Source organism: Propionicimonas sp. (assembly GCF_047606205.1).
Lineage (GTDB): Bacteria > Actinomycetota > Actinomycetes > Propionibacteriales > Propionibacteriaceae > Propionicimonas.
This window is the reverse complement of sequence record NZ_JASGES010000184.1, coordinates 1-22,580: the sequence shown is the minus strand read 5'-3', so window position 1 is coordinate 22,580 and position 22,580 is coordinate 1. Positions and strand designations below refer to the sequence as shown.

The window sequence follows — 22,580 nt, the reverse complement described above, 5'->3', positions numbered from 1 at the left end:
GAGGTCCGCCGGCGGTCTGATCAGAAGATCAGCGGATCGACCGCAGCGGCGATGAACACGATCGCCAGGTAGCTGTTGGAGAGGTGGAACAGCCGCATCGGCCTGAGCGCGGCGTCGACCAGGCCCCGGCGGGCCCGCAGGAGCAGCGCGACCGCCTCGGCCAGCATCGCCGCACCGGCCACGGCGGCGACCAGCGGGTAGAGCCAACCGGTGCCGGCGACCGGCCACAGCACGAGGCTGACCGCCACGGTGAGGACGCTGTAGGCGAGGATCCGCCACGCCACGCGGACCGGAGGCGCGACCACGGGCAGCATCGGCACGTGGGCGTTGAGGTAGTCCTCGCGGTAGCGCAGCGCCAGCGCCCAGGTGTGCGGCGGCGTCCAGGCGAACACGATCGCGAACAGCACCAGCGGCGTCCACGCCACCGAACCCGTCACGGCCGTCCACCCGATCAGCGGGGGAAAGCAGCCGGCGATCCCGCCCCAGACGATGTTCTGGGACGTGCGCCGCTTGAGCGCCATCGTGTACACGAACACGTAGTAGAGGTTTGCGACCAGCGCCAGGGCCGCGGACAGCCAGTTCGCACCGAGCCCCAGCATCAGGGTGGCCGCGATCCCGAGCACCGCGCCGAAGGCGAGCGCCCGCGGGGTGCTGACCAGGTCCCTGGCCATCGGACGGCGGCGCGTACGGCGCATCTGCGCGTCGATGTCGGCGTCCAGAACCGAGTTGAACACGTTCGCGCTGCCTGCGGCGGCAGTGCCGCCGAGCAGTGTCCACACCACGAGCTGCCAGTCGGGGAAGCCGCCGGCGGCGAGGAACATCGCAGGAATGGTGGTGACGAGGAGGAGCTCGATGATCCGCGGCTTGGCCAGTGCCACGTAGGCCTGCACCACCGCTCGCCAGTCGCCGGACTCCAGGGCGGCCAGGGGCACGCCCTCCTCGACTGGTTTCATCGGCGCTCCCGATCCGGTTCTCGCAGGTCTGGTGCAGCTTACTGCCCTGTCCCGCCACACGGCGACGCCCCTGCTCGTCGCGGGTCCGGGCTTGTACAGTCTCAGACGTGAACCCGCTCCGTGACCAGCGCGATCCCCGGCTGCCCCGGATGGCCGGCCCTTCGGCGCTCGTGCTCTTCGGCGTGACCGGCGACCTGGCCCGAAAGAAGCTGCTGCCCGCCGTCTACGACCTCGCCAACCGCGGCCTCCTGCCGCCGGGGTTCGGCCTGGTGGGATTCGCCCGGCGCGACTGGGCGGCCGACCATTTCGCCGAGCTGGTCGCGCAGTCCGTCCGTGAGCACGCCCGCACCGAGTTCCGCGAGGACGTGTGGAGGCAGCTCCAGGAGGGCATCCGCTTCGTCCCGGGCGAGCTCGGCGACAATGAGGCCTTCGAGCGGCTCAAGCAGACCCTCACCGACCTCGACGAGCGCCAGGGCACCGGCGGCAATCACGCCTTCTATCTCTCCGTTCCCCCCGGCGCTTTCGACACCGCCGTCGCGCAGCTGCGCCGCCATGGCCTGGCCGACCGGCCCAAGGGATCCTGGCGCCGCGTGGTGATCGAGAAGCCGTTCGGCCACGACCTCGCCAGCGCGCGCCAGCTGGAGCGCAAGCTCTCCCGGGCCTTCGAGCCGTCCAGCATCTTCCGGATCGACCACTACCTCGGCAAGGAGACCGTCCAGAACCTGCTCGCGTTCCGCTTCGCGAACACGATGTTCGAGCCGATCTGGAACCGCAACTACATCGACCACGTCCAGATCACGATGGCCGAGGACATCGGGATCGGCGGGCGGGCCGGCTACTACGACGGCATCGGTGCCGCCCGGGACGTCATCCAGAACCATCTGCTGCAGCTGCTCGCGCTCACCGCCATGGAGGAGCCGACGTCGTTCGGCGCCGACCAGCTCAGCATGGAGAAGCGCAAGGTGCTCTCCGCCGCGCGGGTGCCGGCCTCCCTGGACCTGCACACTGCGCGCGGCCAGTACGCCGCGGGCTGGGCGGGCGGCGTCGAGGTCGCCGGCTACCTGGAGGAGGAGGGCATCCCCACCGACTCGCGCACCGACACCTACGCCGCCATCCGGGTGGACATCGACAACCGCCGCTGGGCCGGCGTCCCGTTCTACCTGCGCACCGGCAAGCGCCTCGCCCGGCGGGTCACCGAGGTGGCCCTGAACCTGCGCCCGGCGCCCCACCTGCCCTTCGACGGTACGGACGTCCGCTCGCTCGGCACCAATGCGCTGGTCCTGCGGATCCAGCCGGACGAGGGCATCACGCTGCGGTTCGGCGCGAAGGTGCCGGCCACCCCGATGGAGCTGCGGGACGTGAACATGGACTTCGGCTACGGCACGTCGTTCGCCGAGTCGAGCCCGGAGGCGTACGAACGGCTGCTGCTGGACGTGCTGCTGGGTTCGGAACCGCTGTTCCCGCAATCGCCGGAGGTCGAGCTCTCCTGGGAGATCCTGGACCCGGTCCTCGATCACTGGGCCGAACTGGAGACGCCGCCCGAGCCGTACCCGTCCGGCGGCTGGGGGCCGGCGGCGGCGGTCGAGATGCTGGCCCGCGACGGCTTCAGCTGGCGTCGGCCGTAGGAGGAGTCGAGATGATCGTCAAGCTCACGAACACCAATGCCGCCGAGGTGCAGCAGGGCATCCAGCGGGCGAGGCACAACATCGGGGCAGCGTCCGGGCTCGTCTTCACGCTCGTCGTGATCGCCGAGATGGTCGAGTACGACAAGGCGATGGAGGCGTGCATCGAGGCCGGGCGGGAGCACCCGTCCCGGATCCTGCTGGTCACGAACGGACGCGCGCGCGCCGACCGTCTGGACGCGGAGGTCCAGGCCGGCGAAGGTTCTCCCGGCGAGATCATCAGCCTCAAGTTCCACGGCGAGCTGCAGAAGCACCGGGAGTCGGTGGTGCTGCCACTGCTGCTGCCTGACCTCCCGGTGATCGGCTGGTGGCCCGGGCGCTCCCCGAAGTCTCCCGGCACCGATCCGCTCGGGCGCCTGGCCACCCGCCGGATCACCGACGCGATGGGCGACCCGAACCCGCTGGCCGCGCTGGAGGTGCGCGCCCGCAACTACTGCCCCGGCGACACCGACCTCACCTGGACCCGGCTCACCCGGTGGCGCGGCCTGCTCGCCGCCGCCCTCGACGCGTACCCGATGGACGTCTCCCGCGTGACGGTCTCCGCCGCCCCGGACAACGCCGCGGGCACTCTGCTGGCGGCCTGGCTGTCGCAGCGGCTGGACGTGCCGGTCGCCGTCGACCACGGCCGGCCGGGCATCGGGATCACCGGTGTCGTGCTGACGGCCGGCGAGGACCAGATCAGCGTCACCCGCACCGACGGCAACCTGGCCAGCTTCTCCGCCCCCGGGCTGCCGCGGCGGCTGGTTGCGGTTCCCCGCCGCGATCTCAACACGCTGCTGGCCGAGGAACTGCGCCGGCTCGACGACGACGCCATCTACGCTGAGGCGATGGCCGCACTGGTGAGACGGCTCGACCGGGCCGCCGAACGCAACCGTGGACGGACAGCATGAGCACCCCACAGGTGGTGCGGTACGCCGATGCCGACGAGCTCGGCCGGAGCGCGGCGGTCCGGCTGCTGGCGACCCTGATCGACCTGCAGGGCAACGACCGGGTCGCACAGGTCTGCCTGACCGGGGGCCGGATCGCCCACGCGGTCTACGCCACCCTCGGCAGCCTGGTCGAGGGGTCCGGGCTCGATCCATCCCGACTCGAACTGTGGTGGGGGGACGAGCGCTTCCTGCCCACCGACGACCCCGAACGCAACGCGGGCCCCACCCTCGCCCTCCTCGCCGGGCATTTTCCGCTCGACCCCGCCCGGACGCATCCGATGCCGAGTGCGGACGGCGTCATCGACGCGGACGCGTCGGCGGCGACCTACGGCAAGGAACTCGGCGACACCCGGTTCGACCTGTGCCTCCTCGGCATGGGCCCGGACGGCCACGTCGCCTCGATCTTCCCGAACCACCCGTCCAGCGAGCCGACCACGCAGTCGGTGATCGGGGTCAGCGACGCGCCCAAACCGCCGCCGGAGCGGATCAGCCTGACGATCTCGACGATCAACCAGTCCCGCGAGGTCTGGTTCCTGGTCAGTGGGACGGAGAAGTCCAACGCACTCGCCCGTGCGCTCGCCGGCGACACCAGCCTTCCCGCAGGGCGGGTCGCAGGACGCGACCGCACCCTGTGGCTCGTCGACCGCTCCGCCGCGTCCGAACTGCCCTACTTCGACTGCCCGTCCTGACCGGGGCCCTGTGGCGTCCCGCGGGGGGCGATCAGTAGATGATCTCGCCGGCGGCCCTGCGGGCGCGCAGCGAGTCGAGTGCCTCGGCCAGGATCGCCACGGCCTCCGCGTCCGAGCGACGCTCCTTCACGTAGGCGAGGTGCGTCTTGTACGGCTGGGTCTTCGGCGGGGGCGGCGGGTTCTCCGAGTCGAGGTTCGCCGGGAGCCCGCAGCGCGGGCAGTCCCAGGTCTCCGGGATCACCGCGTCCGCGGCGAACGCCGGACGTGTCTCGTGCCGGTTGGCGCAGAAATAGGACACGTACAGCCGGGGTGCCGCGTCCCCCCGCTCCGCCTCACCCATCGGGCCGGCGCCGACCCGGCTCCCGCGAATCGCGCTACCACCAACCACGTGCCATGACTCCTTGCTGTGCGAGAGGGGGGACTCAGCCCAGGGTTCCCACTTCGGGGAAGTAACGGTAGAGGACCAGCAGCCCGACGACGGCGGCCAGCCAGACCAGGCCCACCGTGATCGTCAACCGGTCGAGGTTCCGCTCCGCCACCGACGTGCCACCCATGCCCGTCGTCATGCCTCCACCGAAGAGGTCGGACATGCCGCCGCCCCGGCTCTTGTGCAGGAGGATGAACAGCGCCAGGACGAGGCTGGTCAGGATCAGGACCACGGACAGCGTCACGATCGGCCAGGTCATCAGGGGGAGCAGAGTCACGAGGAGAATCGTAACCCACGCTGCGCCCCACCAACGAAACGGCGCCGACCCCGACAGCCGCACCGGATGCGGGAGGGCCACCCGCCTCGACGGGTGGCCCTCGATGCGATCGTCAGCGCTCAGGCAGCGGAGTAGAACAGGACGATCTTCGCGAACTCGTCGGCGGACAGGCTCGCTCCACCGACCAGGGCGCCGTCCACGTCGGGCTGCGCCATGATCTCGACGACGTTGCCGGCCTTGACCGAGCCGCCGTACTGGATACGGACCGCGTCGGCCGCGTCGGCCCCGAAGGCCTCGGCGACGTAACCACGGATCGCACCGCAGACCTCCTGCGCATCCTCGGGGGTCGCCACCTCGCCGGTGCCGATCGCCCAGACCGGCTCATAGGCGATCACGGCCGCGGCCACCTGCTCGGCGGTCAGCGGCGCCAGGCACACCTTCACCTGGCCGAGCACGTGCTCGACGTGGGTGCCGGCCTTGCGGATCTCCAGTACCTCCCCGCAGCAGATGATCGGCGTCATGCCGGCCTCGAACACCACCTTCGCCTTGGCGCCGATCAGCTCGTCGGTCTCGCCGTGGTACTCGCGCCGCTCGGAGTGACCGACCACCACGTAGCTGCAGTTCAGCTTGGCCAGCATGTCCGCCGACACCTCGCCGGTGTACGCGCCGGACGCATGGGCGGAGACGTCCTGCGCGCCGAACTTCAGCGGCAGCTTGTCGCCCTCGACCAGGGTCTGGACGGTGCGGATGTCGGTGAACGGGACGATCACCGCGGCCTCGGACTTCTCGGCCTCGTACTTGGCGTCCGCCAGGGTCCACGCCAGCTTCTGCACCAGGCCGGTCGCCTCGACGTGGTTCAGGTTCATCTTCCAGTTGCCGGCCATCAGTGGTGTGCGGGCCATGTCACTCCCCTTCCAGGACAGCCAGGCCGGGGAGCACTTTGCCCTCCAGGTACTCCAGCGACGCGCCGCCGCCGGTCGAGATGTGCCCGAAGGCGTCGTCGGCGAACCCGAGGTTGCGGACGGCCGCGGCCGAGTCGCCACCGCCGACGACCGTGAACCCCGAGGTCTCGGCGAGAGCCTTCGCGACCGCCTCGGTGCCGCTGGCCAGGGACGGGATCTCCGCCACGCCCATCGGGCCGTTCCAGAAGACGGTGGCCGCGCCCGCGATCGCGCCGGCGAACAGCGACTCGGTCTTCGGGCCGATGTCCGCCCCCTGCTGGTCGGCGGGGATCTGGTCGGAGTCCACGACCGTGACCTCGCTGGCCGAGCGGTGGGGGAAGTCCAGGACCTCGACGACGCGCGTGTCCACCGGCAGCAGGATCTGCTTGCCCGCGGCCTGGGCCTGCTCGAGGTAGCCCGCGCAGGTCTCGACCTTCTCCGCGTCGAGCAGCGAGGTGCCGACCTCGTAGCCCTTCGCCTTCAGGAACGTGTAGGCCATGCCGCCACCGATGATCAGGGTGTCGGCGACCTTCAGCAGGTTGTCGATGACGGCCAGCTTGTCGGCCACCTTGGCGCCGCCGAGGACGACGACGTACGGGCTGGCCGGGCTCTCGGTCAGCTTCTTCAGCACCTCGACCTCCTTCGCGACGAGGAAGCCGGCCGCGTTTGGCAACAGCTTGGCGACGTCGTAGACAGAGGCCTGCTTGCGGTGCACCACGCCGAAGCCGTCGGAGACGAACACGTCGGCCAGGCCGGCGTACTTCTCGGCGAGCTCCTCGCGTTCGGCGTCGACCTTGGACTCCTCCGCGGGCTCGTAGCGAACGTTCTCCAGCATCGCGATCTCGCCATCGGCCAGCGCGGTCACGGTCGCCCGGGCGCTCTCCCCGACCACGTCGCCGGCCAGGTGCACCTCGGTGCCGATCAGCTCGGCCAGCCGCCGGGCGGCCGGCGCCAGGGAGTACGCGGGGTTCACCTGCCCCTTGGGACGGCCGAGGTGGGCCATGATGACCACCTTCGCGCCGGCGTCCTTCAGGAAGTTCAGCGTGGGGAGGGCCGCGCGGATGCGACCATCGTCGGTGATGGTGTCGCCGTCCAGCGGCACGTTGAAATCACAGCGGATCAGGACCCGCTTGCCCCGGAGGTCTCCGAGGTCGGATACGGACTTCACTACTCGGCCTTTCTTGTTGCTGGTTTCATGCAGCGGGCCGACCCGCGCCTGATGACGCGAGCCGGCCCGATGTGCCTGGAGTCAGGTCAGAGCTTCGAGCCGACCAGCACGGTCAGGTCGACCAGCCGGTTGGAGTAGCCCCACTCGTTGTCGTACCAGGAGACGACCTTGACCTGGTTGCCGATGACCTTGGTCAGCGGCGCGTCGAAGATGGAGGACAGCGGGTAGGTCTCGATGTCCTTGCTGACGATCGGGTCCTCGCTGTACTCGAGGATGCCCTTGAGCGGGCCCTCGGCCGCAGCCTTGACGATCGCGTTGATCTCCTCGACGGTGGTCTCGCGGCTGGCCTCGAAGGTGAGGTCGGTCACCGAGCCCGTCGGCACCGGGACGCGCAGCGCGTAGCCGTCCAGCTTGCCCTTCAGCTCCGGCAGCACCAGGGCGACGGCCTTGGCCGCACCGGTGGTGGTGGGGACGATGTTCAGGGCGGCGGCGCGGGCGCGACGCAGATCCTTGTGCGGGGCGTCCTGCAGGTTCTGGTCCTGCGTGTAGGCGTGGATGGTGGTCATCAGGCCCTTGACGATGCCGATGCCGTCGTTCAGCGCCTTGGCCAGCGGGGCCAGGCAGTTCGTGGTGCAGGACGCGTTGGAGATGATGTTGTGCGCGGCCGGGTCGTACAGGGAGTCGTTCACACCCATGACGATGGTGATGTCCTCGTTCTTCGCCGGAGCGGAGATGAGCACCTTCTTGGCGCCCGCGTCGAGGTGTGCCTTCGCCTTGGTCGCGTCGGTGAAGAAGCCGGTCGACTCGATCACGATGTCGACGCCGAGCTCACCCCAGGGCAGATTGGCCGGGTCGCGCTCCTCGAACGCCTTGATCTGCTTGCCGTCGACGTAGAGCGCGGTCTCGTCGTAGGTGACCTCGCCGGGGAAGCGACCCAGGATAGAGTCGTACTTCAGCAGCTGGGCGAGCGTCTTGTTGTCGGTGAGGTCGTTGACGGCCACCACGTCGAGATCGGCGCCCGAAGCCACCAGGGCGCGGAAGTAGTTGCGGCCGATCCGGCCGAAGCCGTTGATGCCAACCTTGACGGTCATGTTGAAGGGGTCTCCTTTACGAGAGGTCCAGCGGCAGGCGTCAGCGCAGCCGCGTTCGGGATCCACCCTAGCGTTTCCGTCGGGAGGCGGTTACCGGGGCCGCGAGTGCGGACCAACGTGCAAACCACCCCGGTCGAGTGCTCCGGAACGTGCTGGCGCGCTGTCCGTCGAGACTCCTCCGCTCACCCGGCTGACGCCGTTCACGCGTCGTCGTCTAGCAGGTCCTGGCTCAGTCCTGCTTCGGTGTTCGGAATGCCGAGCTCTGCCGCGCGCTTGTCCGCCGTGGCCAGCAGCCGGCGGATCCGGCCGGCGACCGCGTCCTTGGTCAGCGGAGGAACGTGCAGCTGGCCGAGCTCCTCAAGACTCGCCTGCTTGTGCTCCAGCCGCAGCCGTCCCGCCTCGAGAAGGTGGTCGGGGATGTCGTCTCCGAGGATCTCCAGCGCCCGCTTGACCCGCGCGCCGGCCGCCACGGCCGCCCGGGCGGAGCGGCGCAGGTTCGCGTCGTCGAAGTTGGCCAGGCGGTTGGCGGACGCACGCACCTCCCGGCGCATCCTGCGGTCCTCCCAGGCCAGCACGGTCTCGTGCGCGCCGAGCCGGGTGAGCATGGCCGCGATCGCGTCTCCGTCCCGGATCACCACCCGGTCGATCCCCCGCACCTCGCGGGCCTTGGCGCTGATCCCGAGCCGACGCGCGGCTCCGACCAGCGCGAGCGCGGCCTCCGAGCCGGGGCAGGTCACCTCGAGCGCCATCGAACGGCCCGGCTCGGTCAGCGAGCCGTGGGCGAGGAAGGCACCCCGCCACGCGGCGACGGAGACCTCCAGGCCGCCGTTCACCACCTGGACGGGGAGACCACGGACCGGACGCCCGCGGGGATCGATCAGGCCGGTCTGCCGCGCGAGCGACTCCCCGTCCCTGATCAGCCGCACGACGTAGCGGGTCCCGCGGCGCAGGCCGCTGCCCGTGATCACGACGAACTCGGAGGTGAAGCCGAACAGCTCGGCGATCGCCGTCCGCAGCCGCCGGGCCGCCGCGCCGGTGTCGAGTTCCGCCTCGACCACGATCCGCCCACCGGCGATGTGCAGCCCGTTGGCGAACCTCAGCAGTGCGGCAACCTCTGCCTTGCGGAGCTCGGGCTTCGTCACCTCCAGGGTGGCGAGCTCGGACTTCACCTGCTGCGTCATCGCCATGGTCGTTCGCCAACTGCCTTTCGCCGGGATCGGGGTTCGGGTGGGCTCAGCCTACAGACCCATGATCCCGGCATACACCGACGCCAGGAGATAGGGGTCGTGCCGGGCCGAGCCGTCCCGCACCCTCACCGGTGCGACCACCAGCCGGGCGCCGAGCGCAGCCGCCCAGGTGGCCAGGTGCGGATCGCCGGCGGCGAAGGACGGGTCGGCGACGACCACGTCGAGGCGCAGTCCCGGCGCATGCTGGGCCAGCACCTCCAGGTGCCGGGATGCCGTGTAGGACGGCGTCTCGTCCTCGGTCGGCGCGAGGTTCATGGTGAGGATCCGCTGGGCGGGCGAGACCAGGAGCGCCTCGCGCAACTCGGGCACGAGCAGGTGCGGCAGCACCGAGGAGTACCAGGAGCCAGGGCCCAGCACGAGGTGGTCGGCGGCCATGATCGCTGCGATCGCCTCGCGGACGGCCGGTGGGTCGGAGGGCAGCAGGCGCACGTCGGCGATCTCCCCCGTGGCGAGCGCGACCGCCTCCTGACCGACCACGAGGCTCGGCTCGTCCGGACGGTCCGGGTCGGCCCCGATCACGTCCGCCTCGATCACCAGCGGCACGGCCGCCATCGGCAGCACCCGTCCCTCGACGTGCAGCATCTGGCCCACCATGTCCAGCCCGTCGACCGGGTCGTCGAGCTGCTGCCACAGCCCCGCGATCAACAGGTTGCCGATGCTGTGACCGCCCAGCGGGCCCTCGCCGGGGAACCGGGACTGGAGCACCTCCGCCCACGCCCGACCCACCGCGTCGTCACCGCACAGGGCGGCGAGTGCCATCCGCAGGTCACCGGGCGGCAGGATCGGGAACTCCTGCCGCAGCCGTCCCGACGAGCCGCCGTCGTCGGCGACGGTCACGACGGCGGTCAGGCGATGGGTGAGCTGCCGCAGTGCGGTGAGGCTGGCCGCCAGACCGTGGCCACCGCCGAAGGCGACGACCTTGGGCGGCGGCGAGAAGGCGTTCATCCGGAGCTCTCGCGGCATTGCCCCGCGGGGCGCAGGCCGGGAGGAGAATGTCGAGGCGTGATCATGCGGACCGACTACTCCTGGCCGAGGTCGCGGTGCACGACCTCCGTGCGCACACCCTGGGCGCCGAGTCTTCTGGCCAGCTCCTCCACCATCGCCGTCGAGCGGTGCTTTCCGCCGGTACAGCCGATCGCGACCGTGGCGTGCCGCTTGCCCTCCCTGACGTAGCCCGGACGAACCAGGTCGACGACGCCGAGGACGTGATCGAGGAACGGCCCGGCGTCGGGCTGGCCGAGCACGTAGGCCGATACCGGCTGGGCCAGGCCCGTCTGCGGACGCAGCGCAGGGACCCAGTGCGGGTTCGGCAGGAAGCGGACGTCGAAGACCATGTCGGCGTCGATCGGGAGGCCGTTCTTGAACCCGAACGACATCAGGGTCACCGTCAGGTCGGTCTCGTCGGGCTCCGCGTAGGCCTCGGCGACACGTGCAGTCAGCTCGTGGATGTTGATCGCGGTGGTGTCGATGACCAGGTCCGCGCTCCCCCGCAGCCCCGCCAGCATCTTGCGCTCCTTCTGGATGCCGTCCAGGAGCCGTCCCGATCCCTGCAGCGGCAGCGGCCGGCGCACCGACTCCTGGCGCCGCACGATGGTGGCGTCGCTCGCGTCCAGGAACAGGATCTCCGGCACGACCCCGGTCTCGCCGAGCCGGGCGAACACCTCGGGGATCTTTCGGAAGTCCGACCTGCTGCGAACGTCGAGGAGGACCGCCACCCGGCTGAACTGGCGCTCCCGGCTGACCTCGATGAGCTCGGGCAGCATGCTCGGGGGGAGGTTGTCGACGACGAACCAGCCGAGGTCCTCCAGGGCGTGTCCTGCCGTCCGCCGGCCGGCCCCCGACATCCCGGTGACGACCAGGAGGGTGACCGGCGGTGCGAGGTCGTTCATGCGCTCATTATCGCCGGACCGGGCCTCACTGTTCGATGACCTCGCCCGTCGACATGTTGATCGCGACCGGGATCTCCTGCTCTGCCAGCGCCTCCTTGATGGCCACGGCGGTGCGCGGGCCGATCCCCGGCACCTCGGCCAGCTGCTCGACGGTCGCCGACCGAAGCTTGCGCAGCGACCCGAAGTAGCGGATCAGGGCCTTGCGCCGGATCTCTCCGAGGCCGGGGACATCGTCGAGGAGCGACTCCACCATGGATGCGCTGCGCCGTCCGCGGTGGTGGGTGATCGCGAACCGGTGCGCCTCGTCCCGCACCCGCTGGAGCAGGTAGAGACCCTCGCTCGTCCGGGGAAGGATGAGCGGGTACTCCTCTCCGGGCAGCCACACCTCCTCCAGTCGCTTGGCCAGACCGCACAGGGCGACATCGACGATGCCGAGGTCGGCGAGCGCCGCTCCGGCGGCGGCGACCTGGGGCGCGCCGCCGTCCACGACGACCAGGCTGGGCGTGTAGGCGAACTTCCTCGGTGCGCCGGTCGTCGGGTCGACCAGCATCGGGCCCGACTCGTTCTCGGCCTGGTCGGCCCGCCTGCGCTCGTCGAGCAGGCGGGTGAACCGGCGCGTGATCACCTCGCGCATGGCACCCACGTCGTTGCTGCCCTCGACGGTGCGGATGACGAACCGGCGGTACTCACTCTTTCGCGCCAGCCCGTCCTCGAAGACCACCATCGAGGCGACGACCTCGGTGCCCTGGATGTGTGAGATGTCGTAGCACTCGATCCGCAGCGGGACCTGGGGCAGGTCGAGCGCCTCCTGCAGCTCCTCCAGCGCACGGTTCCGGGTGGACAGGTCGCTGGCCCTGCGGATCTTGTGCAGGGCGAGGGCGTCGGCGGCGTTGCGGGCGGCGGTCTGCAGCAGGGCCGCCTTGTCGCCGCGCTGCGGCACCTTCAACCGCACCCGTGCTCCGCGCTGCTCGCCGAGCAGCTGGGCGAGCACCTCCGCGGACGCCGGCAGCTCGGGGAGCAGCACCTGGGGCGGCATCGCGTCCGCATCGGTGTCGGCGTACAGCTGGAGCAGGAACTGTTCGAGCAGTTCGCCGGTGCCGGCATCGTCGCTGCGCTCCGCCACCCAGCCACGCTCGCCGCGGACGCGTCCGTCCCGGACGTGGAAGACCTGCACCGAGACCTCGAGCGGATCCTCGGCGAGGGCGACAACGTCGGCGTCGGTCCCGTCGCCGAGCACGATCGCGTTCCGTTCCGTGGCCTGCCGCAGTGCGGCCAGCTGGTCGCGGATCACGGCGGCCCGCTCGTACTCCAGGTTGGTGGAGGCGATCTGCATGTCGGTCTCCAGCCGCCGCACCAGCGCCTGGGTCCGGCCGGCGAGGAAGTCGCAGACGTCCTGGACCAGCGCGCGGTGGTGCTCGGCGTCGATGCGTCCCACGCAGGGTGCGGCGCACTTGCCGATGTAGCCCATCAGGCAGGGCCGGCCGGACGCGTGCGCACTGTTGAACACACCCTTCGTGCAGGAGCGCATCGGGAACACCCGCAGCAGCGAGTCGATCGTGTCCCGGATCGCCCATGCCTGCGCGTACGGTCCGAAGTAGCGGGTGCCCTTGCGTTTGCTCCCCCTGCCGACGAAGACCCGGGGGAACTCCTCCGACCAGGTCACCGCCACCCACGGGTAGGACTTGTCGTCGCGGTACTTGATGTTGAACCGGGGCTCGTACTGCTTGATCCACGTGTACTCGAGCTGGAGCGCCTCCAGTTCGTTGCGCACCAGCGTCCACTCCACCCGATTGGCCGTACGCACCATCGTCTGGGTGCGGAAATGGAGCGCTGCGGGGTCGGCGAAGTAGGAGTTCAGCCGTTGGCGCAGGTTGATCGCCTTGCCGACGTAGATCACCCGGCCATCGGTGTCGCTGAAGCGGTACACGCCCGGGCCGGTGGGGATCGTGCCGGTCGCGGGACGATAGCTCGCCGGATCAGCCATGGTGCCTCGCGTCCCTCACCCGAGCCAGCATAGGCACCGGCACCGACGTCCGCGGTTCAGCATTCACAGCCGCCCTGTCGCGATCTGGCCGCTCTGCGCGTCCCAATCTCCCCAGTGGTCACACCTGCGAGTTCGGGTGGCCAGATCACGACAGGTGCGTGGCGGGACCGACGCTCCGCCCTACCCGACGTCCAGGGCCGCGGCCGCGGCGTTCCCGCCCTCGGAGCGGGTGGCCGGCACGGCGAGCAGCGGCAGCAGCGTGGCCCGGTTGGCGTTCCAGCAGGCGACCTGGGCGCGGACGCAGGACGTCTCGCCGCCGCAGAGCCCTTCGGTGCCGACGTCGAGCGCCGTGGCGTCCCGCGGCACGCCGAAGTAGAAGGTGCCGTTGGTGTCGAGCGGGCTGCCCGCGTCCACCAGCACCTCACCGGCGGCGACCACGGACCCGGCGGCGTCCTGCACGACCGCGACGCGCATCAGGTAGAGGTAGGAACTGATCGGTGCCTCCACGCCGCCGTGCGTCGCGGGAGCCCTGAGCCCGACAGTGAACCGGTCGGCGGCACCCGGCTCCACCTGCTGGTGGAGGGTGACCCGGACGACCTGCCCGGGCCTGGGGTCGTCCGGCAAGGAGGCCGAGTACTTCCCGGTGACCTCCAGGTTGCTGCCGGACAGACACGGCGGGAGGTAGCCGAAGCCGTCGATGGTGAGCTCGACGCCGGTGAGGACGGCGAGCTCGGAGCCGTCGTTGCGAACCGTGATGTCGAGCGTCGCGACCGACCCCCCGCCGTCGGGAGCGACCACGTCCACCTGGCCGAGGCTCAGGTGCGGCCCGGGGGACGGCGAGGCGGCGGCCACCGGGGCGGTGGGTTCGGGAGCGAGAGTCAGGACGCCGACCGACGCCACGACGAGAAGGACGGCCGCGGCCGTCGTGACCCGGCGGTACCGGGGAATCAGGATCGCCGCCATGCCGGTGCCTGCGGCGAGGAGCATGAGGCCGACCGCCCAGGCCCGGAAGGCGGGCTCGCGGTTGAGCCCGAGGACGGAGAGCGCGATCGCGAGCACCGAGCCGCCCGCGCCCAGCCAGTCCTTGCTCTCCAGCGAGGGAGGACGGCCCGGATCGGGCTCGCGCTGCGGCGGCACCTGCGGTTCGGCCATCTTGTCCCCCCACCCGAACGGTGTCGGAATGGTAGCCCCGCGCAGCGCCGTCGCGGCAGTATCCGGGCGTGGGCAATCGAGGCAGGCGTCGTCGGCAACGGCCGAGCCGGCGGGGCAGCTCTCCGTCCGGTGGGGCGATGGTCGCTGCGCAGGACGGGCGGCGGTTCGTTCGCGGAGCCGTCTGCCGAACCGGAATGGGGACACACCAACGAACCGGAACAGAACCGTCTGCCGAACCGGAATAGGGACACACCAGCGAACGGGAACAGAACCGTCCCCCGAACCGGAATAGGGACACACCAGCGAACGGGAACAGAACCGTCCCCCGAACTGGAATGGGGACACCAACGAACCGGAACAGAACCGTCCCCCGAACCGGAACAGGGACACACCAACGAACCGGAACAGAACCGTCCCCGGGGAATGGTGTGACGGTCGCAGGCGTGCCGCCGATCCGGGCCGGGACGGTCACCCGGGATTCACAGGACCAGCACAGCCGGGAGCCTGGTTGAAGGTTCTACCATTCCTGCAGACCCGCCGACAGGAGGCCCGCATGACTCCCCCGCCGAACCCGACCCGTCGCACGGTCCTGAACTCCGCCGGACTCGCCGCGGTGACGCTCTGCCTCGGCGGCTGCGCCGCCGCAGGGTCCGAATCGGCCACCTCCGGTGGCTCCGGTTCGTCAGGGCCGGTGACCGTGAACGCGGCCGACATCCCGGTCGGCTCGGGAAAGATCGTCGCCCCCTACGTGGTCACCCAGCCCACCGCCGGCACCTACGAGGCGTTCAGCTACATCTGTACCCACCAGGGCCTCCCGGTCGGCGAGGTGACCGACGCCGCGATCGTCTGCCTGCACCACGGCAGCACCTACTCCTTGTCCGACGGCTCGGTGATCCACGGACCCGCGACCAAGGCGCTCACCGCGGCGACCGTGACGCTCAGCGGTGACACTCTGACGATCAGCTGAGCCCCTCGCCGCACGTTCGCCGGCGTGGCTCAGCAGGGAGAACCCACGACCGCGCAGCGGGCCTCAGCCCGCGCTGAGCAGGTCGGGCTCCTCGCCGACCGCCACCGCGTGGCCCTCCAGGATCGGCCGGAGGAACGCCCCGGTGTAGGAGGCCGGGTTCGCGGCCACCTCCTCGGGCGTGCCCTCCGCAATCACGAGGCCCCCGCGCGAGCCGCCCTCCGGGCCGAGGTCGATCACCCAGTCGGAGGCCTTGATCACGTCGAGGTTGTGCTCGATCACCACCACCGTGTTGCCCTTGTCGACCAGCGACTGGAGCACCTCGAGGAGCCGGCGGATGTCCTCGAAGTGCAGGCCCGTGGTCGGCTCGTCCAGCACGTAGAAGGTGCGGCCGGTCGAACGCCGCTGCAGCTCGGCCGCCAGCTTCACCCGCTGGGCCTCGCCCCCGGACAGGGTGGTGGCCGGCTGGCCGAGCCGCACGTAGCCGAGCCCGACGTCGACCAGCGTGCGCAGGTGCCGGGCGATCGCCTGGATCGGGGCGAAGAACTCCACCGCCTCCTCGATCGGCATGTCGAGCACCTCGGCGATCGTCCTGCCCTTGTAGTGCACCTCGAGGGTCTCCCGGTTGTACCGCGCGCCGTGGCAGACCTCGCAGGGGACGTAGACGTCCGGAAGGAAGTTCATCTCGATCTTGATGGTGCCGTCGCCCGCGCAGTTCTCGCAGCGTCCACCCTTCACGTTGAACGAGAACCGGCCCGGCTGGTAGCCACGCACCTTGGCCTCGGGCGTCTCGGCGAACAGCTTCCTGATCCGGTCGAAGACTCCGGTGTACGTCGCGGGGTTCGACCGCGGCGTCCGCCCGATCGGTGACTGGTCGACGTGAATGCTCTTGTCGATGTGCTCGGTCCCGGTGATCGAGGAGTGCCGGCCCGGGACGGCGTGCGCGTTGTAGAGCTTCTTCGCCAGCGCCGTGTACAGGATGCTGTTCACCAGCGACGACTTGCCCGACCCGGAGACCCCCGTGACGGAGATCAGCTTGCCGAGGGGGAACGACACGTCGATCCTGCGCAGGTTGTGCTCCGTGGCGCCCCGCACGGTGATCGCCTTGCCGTCACCGGTCCGGCGGCGCGTCGGCATCGGGATCGACCTGCGGCCGGACAGGTACGCGCCGGTCAGCGAGCGGGTGCTCGCGAGCAACTCCTCCACCGGGCCGGACACGATCACCTCGCCGCCGTGCTCCCCCGCCCCCGGGCCGATGTCGACCGCCCAGTCCGCCGTGCGGATCGTGTCCTCGTCGTGCTCCACGACGATCAGCGTGTTGCCCAGCTCGCGCAGCCGGATCAGCGTGTCGATCAGGCGCCGGTTGTCGCGCTGGTGAAGGCCGATGGACGGCTCGTCGAGGACGTACAGGACGCCGACCAGCCCCGACCCGATCTGCGTCGCCAGCCGGATCCGCTGCGCCTCGCCGCCGGAGAGGCTGCCCGACGGCCGGGACAGCGAGAGGTAGTTGAGACCGACGTCCAGGAGGAAGCGGAGTCGCTCGTTGATCTCCTTGACCACCCGCTCGGCGATCTGCGCTTCACGCTCGCTGAGCTGGAGGTCGCGCATGAAGGCCGCCACCTCGTCGATCGCCATCGCCGACACCTCTGCGATGTTCTTGCCGCTGACGGTGACCGCCAGCGAGGTCGGCTTGAGCCGGGCGCCCTTGCAGGTCAGGCAGGGCACCTCGCGCATATAGCCGGCGTACCGCTCCCGCGCCGTGTCCGACTCCGCCTCCGCGTGCCTGCGCCGGATGTAGGGCACGGCGCCCTCGTACTTGGCACGGTAGGTGTGTTCCCTGCCGTGCCGGGTGCGGCTGTGGACGGTCAGGGCGTGCGGGACGCCCATCAGCAGCAGGCCCTGGACGCGAGCGGGCAGCTGCTCCCACGGGGTGTTCACCGAGAACCCCTCCTGCTCGGCGAGTGCGACGAACAGGTTCTGGAAATAGCCGGCCAGGTACGGCGTCTGCCACATCCCGATCGCACCGTCGGCGAGGCTCTTGCCCGTGTCGGGGACGACCAACTCTACGTCGACCTCCATGCGCGTGCCGAGACCCGAGCAGGCCGGACACGCCCCCCACGGCCCGTTGAACGAGAACTGGCGGGGCTCCAGTTCCTCCACGGAGATGTCGTGGTCGTTCGGGCAGGCCAGCTTCTCGGAGTACCGCCGTTCCCTGCCCGGATCGTCCTGCGCCAGGTCGACGAAGTCGATCGAGACGACTCCGCCGGCCAACCCGAGCGCTGTCTCGACCGAGTCGGTGAGCCGCTGCTTGATGCTGGGCTTGTTGGCGAGCCGGTCGACGATGACGTCGATCGCGTGCTTCTTCTGCTTCTCCAGGGTCGGCGGGGTGAGCAGTTGGTGGACCTCGCCGTCGACCCGGACGCGGGACAGCCCCTGGCCCGCGAGCTGACGGAACAGGTCGACGTACTCGCCCTTCCTGCCGCGCACGACCGGCGCCAGCACCTGGAACCGGGTGCCCTCGGGCAGCGCCAGCAGCCGGTCGACGATCTGCTGCGGCGACTGCCGGCTGATCGGCTCACCGCAGACCGGGCAGTGCGGACGCCCCGCCCGCGCATAGAGCAGGCGGAGGTAGTCGTAGATCTCCGTGATCGTGCCGACCGTCGAACGCGGGTTGCGACTGGTGGACTTCTGGTCGATCGACACCGCCGGCGAGAGGCCCTCGATGAAGTCGACGTCGGGCTTGTCCATCTGGCCGAGGAACTGGCGCGCGTAGGCGGAGAGGCTCTCGACGTAACGGCGCTGGCCCTCGGCGAAGATCGTGTCGAAGGCGAGGCTCGACTTGCCGGACCCCGACAGCCCGGTGAACACGATCAGGGCATCCCTGGGCAGGTCGATGTTGATGTTGCGCAGGTTGTGCTCCCGCGCCCCGCGGACGATCAGCCGGTCATTCACGCCGCTCATGGTAGATCGTGCCTGAGACAGTCCCGGAACGGACCGCTGCGGGGTGGCTCGTGGCCACCGCGGGGCCTAAGGTTGGGCCCCATGAGCCACTACACCGGGTCGATTCCGGTGGAGGACGTGCACCGCTGGAAGGCCGAGGCCACCCAGCGACTCCTCGGTTTCACCATCGGCCTGAGCGACGAGCAGTGGCACGCTCCGAGCCCGCTGCCGGGCTGGTCGCGCGCCCACATCGCGACCCACCTCGCCCGCGGCGCCGACCGCCTCACCGCGCTCCTCCACGCCGTCGCCGCCGGCGACCCGCCGCCCGCACCGGTGTCGGCCGACGAACGCCAGGCGGAGCTCGAGACCGGCGCGGACCGCAGTGGGCTCGAGCTTCAGATCGACCTCGACACCAGCGCGGGTGCGCTCCAGAGTGCTATCGAGAAGGTCACCGACTGGGCCGCGCCGATCGTGCTGCAGGGCAGGGACGCGACCCTGGCGGCGGCGACCCTGAGGCGCCTGCACGAGGTCTGCCTGCACCACCTCGATCTCGACTGCGGGCTCAGCCCGGACGTGGTCGACCCGGCCCCGGCTGCCTGGCTGCTGCGCTGGGTGCTCGACCTGCGGGCGGACGCCGACCTGCCCTCGCTGCTGCTGGAGGGCGAGTCGCTGACCACGCACCTCGGCGGCGATGGCGAGCCGCGCCGGGTCAGCGGTTCGGATGCGCGTCTGTGGGCGTGGCTGGGCGGCCGGCTGCCCGCGTCCGGAGTGTCCGGTGCGGACGGTCTGCAGCCGGGACTACTCGCCTGAGCGCGCGTCCCTGCGGGATTTCAGCAGGCTCGCGACCGTCGTCACGGTCAGCGTGGCGATGATCACGACCAGCGAGAGCCAGATCGGGACGTCCAGGTCGATCCCCAGTGCCGCGTCGATGCCGTACTCGTGCAGGGCGTGCAGGACGAGCTTGACGCCGATGAAGGCGAGGATCACCGACAACCCCACCGAGAGGTAGACCAGGCGCTGCAGCAGTCCGCCGATCAGGAAGTACAGCTGGCGGAGCCCCATCAGCGCGAAGACGTTGGCCGTGAAGACCAGGTACGGCTCCTGGGTGAGCCCGTAGATGGCGGGGATGGAGTCCAGGGCGAACAGCAGGTCGGTCGTGCCCAGCGCGACGACGACCAGCAGCATGGGGGTGATCAGCCGGCGGCCGCCCTCGACCACGACCAGCCGCGTGCCGCGGAAGTCGGCGGTGGCAGGAAACCGGCGGCGCACCCAGGCCATCACCGCGTTGTCGGTGGCGTCGTCGGAGTCCACCTCGCCGCGGTAGTCGAGGTAGAGCTTGACGGCGGTGTAGATCAGGAAGGCCCCGAAAACGAAGAACACCCAGCTGAACCGCTCGATGGCCGCCGCACCGAGGGCGATGAAGATGCCCCGGAACACCAGCGCGAGCACGATGCCGAACATCAGCGCGAACTGCTGGAGCTTCCTCGGCACCCGCAGGTTCGCCATGATGATCACGAAGATGAACAGGTTGTCCACGCTGAGGCTGTACTCGGTGAGCCAGCCCGCGAAGAACTCCCCGGCGTAGCGGGGGCCGCCGGTGTACCAGACGCCCAGGCCGAAGACGACGGCGAGGCCGGAGTAGGCGGCGATCGCGATCCCGCACTCCCGCATCGACGGCTCGTGCGGACGCCGCCCGATCACGACCAGGTCGATCACGAACACGACGGCGAGGATCGCAATGGTGATCAGCCAGACCTCAGCGGTCACATCCATGCGGTTCGTCCTCGGCTCGGATCGTCGGCGGGCGCCTCGTCCCGGCTGTACCCACCGATTCTCTCAGCCCGGCCGGGTGCGGCCAAAGTCGGCCGACGGATTCTCAGCGGGTCGCCTCCAGCATCTGGCGGAGTGTCTTCTTCAGGTCGGCGATCTCGTCGCGCAGCCGTGCGGCCAGCTCGAACTGGAGTTCTGCGGCCGCGCCGTGCATCTGCTCGGTGAGCTCGCTGATCAGCCCGGCGAGTTCGCTGGACGGCATCGCACCGAGGTCGCGGCTCTTCTCCGCCGACAGCGGCACCGGGCTGGTCTGGCGCCGGCCGCCCGCGCGGCCGACCAGGGCGGTGGTGTCCGCGTCCTCCCTGGCCAGCAGATCGGTGAGGTCGGCGATCTTCTTGCGCAGGGGCTGCGGGTCGATCCCCCGCTCGGTGTTGTAGGCGACCTGCTTCTCGCGGCGCCGGTTGGTCTCGTCGATCGCCGCGGCCATCGACGGCGTGATCCGGTCGGCGTACATGTGCACCTGGCCGGCCACGTTGCGGGCCGCGCGCCCGATGGTCTGGATCAACGAGCGCTCGCTGCGCAGGAAGCCCTCCTTGTCGGCGTCGAGGATCGAGACGAGGCTGACCTCGGGGAGATCCAGGCCTTCGCGGAGCAGGTTGATGCCCACCAGGACGTCGTAGCTGCCCAGCCTGAGCTCGCGGAGGAGCTCGATGCGCCGCAGCGTGTCCACCTCGGAGTGCAGGTACTGGGTCCGGACGCCGTTCTCCATCAGGTAGTCGGTGAGGTCCTCCGCCATCTTCTTGGTCAGGGTGGTGACCAGCACCCGTTCGTTGAGCTCGGTGCGCAGGCGGATCTCTGCCATCAGGTCGTCGATCTGACCCTTCGTGGGCTTCACGACGATCTCGGGATCGACCAGACCGGTGGGCCGGATCAACTGCTCGACGAAGCCGTCAGACTTCGCCAGCTCGTACGGGCCGGGGGTGGCCGACAGGTACACGGTCTGGCCGATCCGCTCGACGAACTCCTCCCAGCGCAGCGGACGGTTGTCCATCGCGGAGGGCAGCCGGAAGCCGTGCTCGACGAGCGTCCGCTTGCGGGACATGTCCCCTTCGTACATCCCGCCGATCTGCGGGATCGTCACGTGCGACTCGTCGACCACCAGCAGGAAATCCTCCGGGAAGTAGTCCAGGAGGCAGTTCGGCGCCGACCCGGCGCCGCGTCCGTCGATGTGGCGGGAGTAGTTCTCGATGCCGGAACAGGTGCCGATCTGGCGCATCATCTCGATGTCGTAGCCGGTCCGCATCCGCAGTCGCTGTGACTCCAGCAGCTTGCCCTCCGCGTCGAGGTCGGCCAGCCGCACCTCGAGCTCGGCCTCGATCTCCCCGATGGCCCGCTCCATCCGCTCCGGACCGGCCACGTAGTGGGAGGCGGGGAAGACATAGATCTCGGCATCGGTGCTGAGCACCTCTCCGGTGAGGGGGTGCAGGGTGGACAGCGCCTCGATCTCGTCACCGAAGAACTCCACCCTGACCGCATGCTCCTCGTACATCGGGAACACCTCCACCGTGTCGCCGTGGACGCGGAACGTCCCGCGGGTCGCGGCGAGGTCGTTGCGCACGTACTGGATGTCGACGAGCCGGCGGAGCAGGGTGTCGCGGTCGATCTCCTCGCCACGGCGAAGGCGGACCATGCGGTCGACGTACTCCTGCGGCGTGCCGAGGCCGTAGATGGCGGACACGGTGGCGACGACGATCACGTCGCGCCTGGTCAGCAACGAGTTCGTGGCCGAGTGGCGGAGCCGCTCGACCTCCTCGTTCAGCGAGGAGTCCTTCTCGATGTAGGTGTCGGTCTGGGGGACGTACGCCTCCGGCTGGTAGTAGTCGTAGTACGAGACGAAGTACTCCACGGCGTTGTCGGGGAAGAACTGCCGCAACTCGTTGGCGAACTGCGCGGCGAGCGTCTTGTTGGGCTGCATCACCAGCATCGGACGTTGCAGCCGCTCGGCCAGCCAGGCCACCGTCGCCGTCTTGCCCGTGCCGGTGGCGCCGAGCAGGACCACGTCGTTCTCGCCGGCCTCGAGGCGGCGCTGGAGGTCGTCGATCGCCGCCGGCTGGTCGCCCGCCGGCGCGAAGTCGGCCACCACGTGGAAGGGCGCCACCCGGCGCTGGACATCGGTCACTGGTCGCACAACGACGAGCATAGGTCTCGCCCCCGACACGACCCTCGCGGGCCAGCCTCCTAGGAGACCGCTGAACAATCATGTCCCGGCTGCGGCGCGCCGGATCGGGCGATCTGCTGCGGCCACACCTTGGGGCATAGGACCACTATCACCCACAAGATGTGGCCTTGCAGCTCATCCCGCCCGGCACGTCCTCGCTCGGAACAGCATTGATCAGCAGCCTCCTAGCCGGCCGCCTGCGTGCCCAGGACCACCCCGAGCATCTTGTCGACGTCGCTGAAGCTGCTGTCAGGGGTGT

The 22,580-nt window shown here is 70.1% G+C and carries 19 protein-coding genes; 5 read left to right on the top strand and 14 right to left on the bottom strand.

What is annotated here, in order from left to right; all coding sequences use genetic code 11:
* Nucleotides 1-20 precede the first annotated feature (20 nt).
* Nucleotides 21-953, bottom strand: a complete 933-nt coding sequence (locus tag QM633_RS11360; protein ID WP_415153870.1) for a heme o synthase — start codon at nt 951-953, stop codon at nt 21-23.
* A gap of 107 nt (nt 954-1,060) precedes the next feature.
* On the opposite strand from QM633_RS11360, the gene zwf reads away from it, so the two are divergent.
* Genes zwf through pgl form a run of 3 tightly spaced genes read left to right on the top strand, consistent with a single transcriptional unit; the run spans nt 1,061 to nt 4,253 of the window.
* Nucleotides 1,061-2,578 carry a glucose-6-phosphate dehydrogenase gene (gene zwf / locus QM633_RS11355; protein ID WP_415153869.1) on the top strand — a complete coding sequence of 506 codons (1,518 nt, stop codon included), beginning with the start codon at nt 1,061-1,063 and terminating at the stop codon, nt 2,576-2,578.
* A gap of 11 nt (nt 2,579-2,589) precedes the next feature.
* A complete protein-coding gene (locus QM633_RS11350; RefSeq protein WP_415153868.1) occupies nt 2,590-3,525 on the top strand; it encodes a glucose-6-phosphate dehydrogenase assembly protein OpcA in 936 nt (311 codons plus the stop codon).
* A complete protein-coding gene (pgl, locus tag QM633_RS11345) occupies nt 3,522-4,253 on the top strand; it encodes a 6-phosphogluconolactonase (RefSeq protein ID WP_415153867.1) in 732 nt (243 codons plus the stop codon). Before QM633_RS11350 ends, pgl begins: the two co-directional genes overlap by 4 nt.
* Before the next feature lie 31 nt (nt 4,254-4,284).
* On the opposite strand, the gene QM633_RS11340 is transcribed toward pgl, so the two are convergent.
* The 10 genes from QM633_RS11340 to QM633_RS11295 form a co-directional block, all read right to left on the bottom strand.
* A complete protein-coding gene (locus tag QM633_RS11340) occupies nt 4,285-4,641 on the bottom strand; it encodes an RNA polymerase-binding protein RbpA (protein ID WP_415153866.1) in 357 nt (118 codons plus the stop codon).
* Nucleotides 4,642-4,675: 34 nt separating this feature from the next.
* Nucleotides 4,676-4,939 (bottom strand): preprotein translocase subunit SecG, encoded by a 264-nt coding sequence (secG, locus tag QM633_RS11335; RefSeq protein WP_415153886.1) that lies wholly within the window; start codon nt 4,937-4,939, stop codon nt 4,676-4,678.
* Between the two features lie 137 nt (nt 4,940-5,076).
* Nucleotides 5,077-5,859 (bottom strand): triose-phosphate isomerase, encoded by a 783-nt coding sequence (gene tpiA, locus QM633_RS11330; protein ID WP_415153865.1) that lies wholly within the window; start codon nt 5,857-5,859, stop codon nt 5,077-5,079.
* A 1-nt stretch (nt 5,860) separates the two neighbouring features.
* Nucleotides 5,861-7,066, bottom strand: a complete 1,206-nt coding sequence (locus QM633_RS11325; RefSeq protein ID WP_415153864.1) for a phosphoglycerate kinase — start codon at nt 7,064-7,066, stop codon at nt 5,861-5,863.
* A gap of 86 nt (nt 7,067-7,152) precedes the next feature.
* Entirely contained in the window at nt 7,153-8,157 is a 1,005-nt protein-coding gene (gene gap / locus QM633_RS11320; RefSeq protein ID WP_415153863.1) for a type I glyceraldehyde-3-phosphate dehydrogenase, read from the bottom strand.
* A gap of 200 nt (nt 8,158-8,357) precedes the next feature.
* The gene (gene whiA, locus QM633_RS11315) at nt 8,358-9,344 is read right to left on the bottom strand and encodes a DNA-binding protein WhiA (RefSeq protein WP_415153862.1); all 987 of its coding nucleotides are present in this window, start codon (nt 9,342-9,344) and stop codon (nt 8,358-8,360) included.
* Between the two features lie 51 nt (nt 9,345-9,395).
* On the bottom strand, nt 9,396-10,349 hold the full coding sequence (locus QM633_RS11310; RefSeq protein ID WP_415153861.1) for a gluconeogenesis factor YvcK family protein: 954 nt from the start codon (nt 10,347-10,349) through the stop codon (nt 9,396-9,398).
* 74 nt (nt 10,350-10,423) lie between these two features.
* Nucleotides 10,424-11,293 (bottom strand): RNase adapter RapZ, encoded by an 870-nt coding sequence (rapZ, locus tag QM633_RS11305; protein ID WP_415153860.1) that lies wholly within the window; start codon nt 11,291-11,293, stop codon nt 10,424-10,426.
* A gap of 25 nt (nt 11,294-11,318) precedes the next feature.
* Complete coding sequence (uvrC, locus tag QM633_RS11300) at nt 11,319-13,277, bottom strand: excinuclease ABC subunit UvrC (RefSeq protein WP_415153859.1); 1,959 nt, start codon at nt 13,275-13,277, stop codon at nt 11,319-11,321.
* A 180-nt stretch (nt 13,278-13,457) separates the two neighbouring features.
* Nucleotides 13,458-14,429: a hypothetical protein gene (locus QM633_RS11295; RefSeq protein ID WP_415153858.1), complete on the bottom strand. Its 972-nt coding sequence runs from the start codon at nt 14,427-14,429 to the stop codon at nt 13,458-13,460.
* A gap of 553 nt (nt 14,430-14,982) precedes the next feature.
* Between QM633_RS11295 and QM633_RS11290 the strand changes: the two genes are divergently transcribed.
* Nucleotides 14,983-15,396 (top strand): Rieske (2Fe-2S) protein, encoded by a 414-nt coding sequence (locus tag QM633_RS11290; RefSeq protein WP_415153857.1) that lies wholly within the window; start codon nt 14,983-14,985, stop codon nt 15,394-15,396.
* Between the two features lie 63 nt (nt 15,397-15,459).
* Here QM633_RS11290 and uvrA read toward each other — a convergent pair whose 3' ends face one another.
* Nucleotides 15,460-18,354 carry an excinuclease ABC subunit UvrA gene (uvrA, locus tag QM633_RS11285; RefSeq protein WP_415153856.1) on the bottom strand — a complete coding sequence of 965 codons (2,895 nt, stop codon included), beginning with the start codon at nt 18,352-18,354 and terminating at the stop codon, nt 15,460-15,462.
* Nucleotides 18,355-18,435: 81 nt separating this feature from the next.
* Between uvrA and QM633_RS11280 the strand changes: the two genes are divergently transcribed.
* Complete coding sequence (locus QM633_RS11280) at nt 18,436-19,143, top strand: maleylpyruvate isomerase family mycothiol-dependent enzyme (protein ID WP_415153855.1); 708 nt, start codon at nt 18,436-18,438, stop codon at nt 19,141-19,143.
* Here the strand turns inward: QM633_RS11280 and QM633_RS11275 are convergent.
* Nucleotides 19,132-20,106 carry a TerC family protein gene (locus QM633_RS11275; RefSeq protein WP_415153854.1) on the bottom strand — a complete coding sequence of 325 codons (975 nt, stop codon included), beginning with the start codon at nt 20,104-20,106 and terminating at the stop codon, nt 19,132-19,134. The two genes, QM633_RS11280 and QM633_RS11275, sit on opposite strands and share 12 nt — an antisense overlap.
* Nucleotides 20,107-20,209: 103 nt before the next feature.
* Entirely contained in the window at nt 20,210-22,291 is a 2,082-nt protein-coding gene (gene uvrB, locus QM633_RS11270) for an excinuclease ABC subunit UvrB (protein WP_415153853.1), read from the bottom strand.
* Nucleotides 22,292-22,580 lie beyond the last annotated feature (289 nt).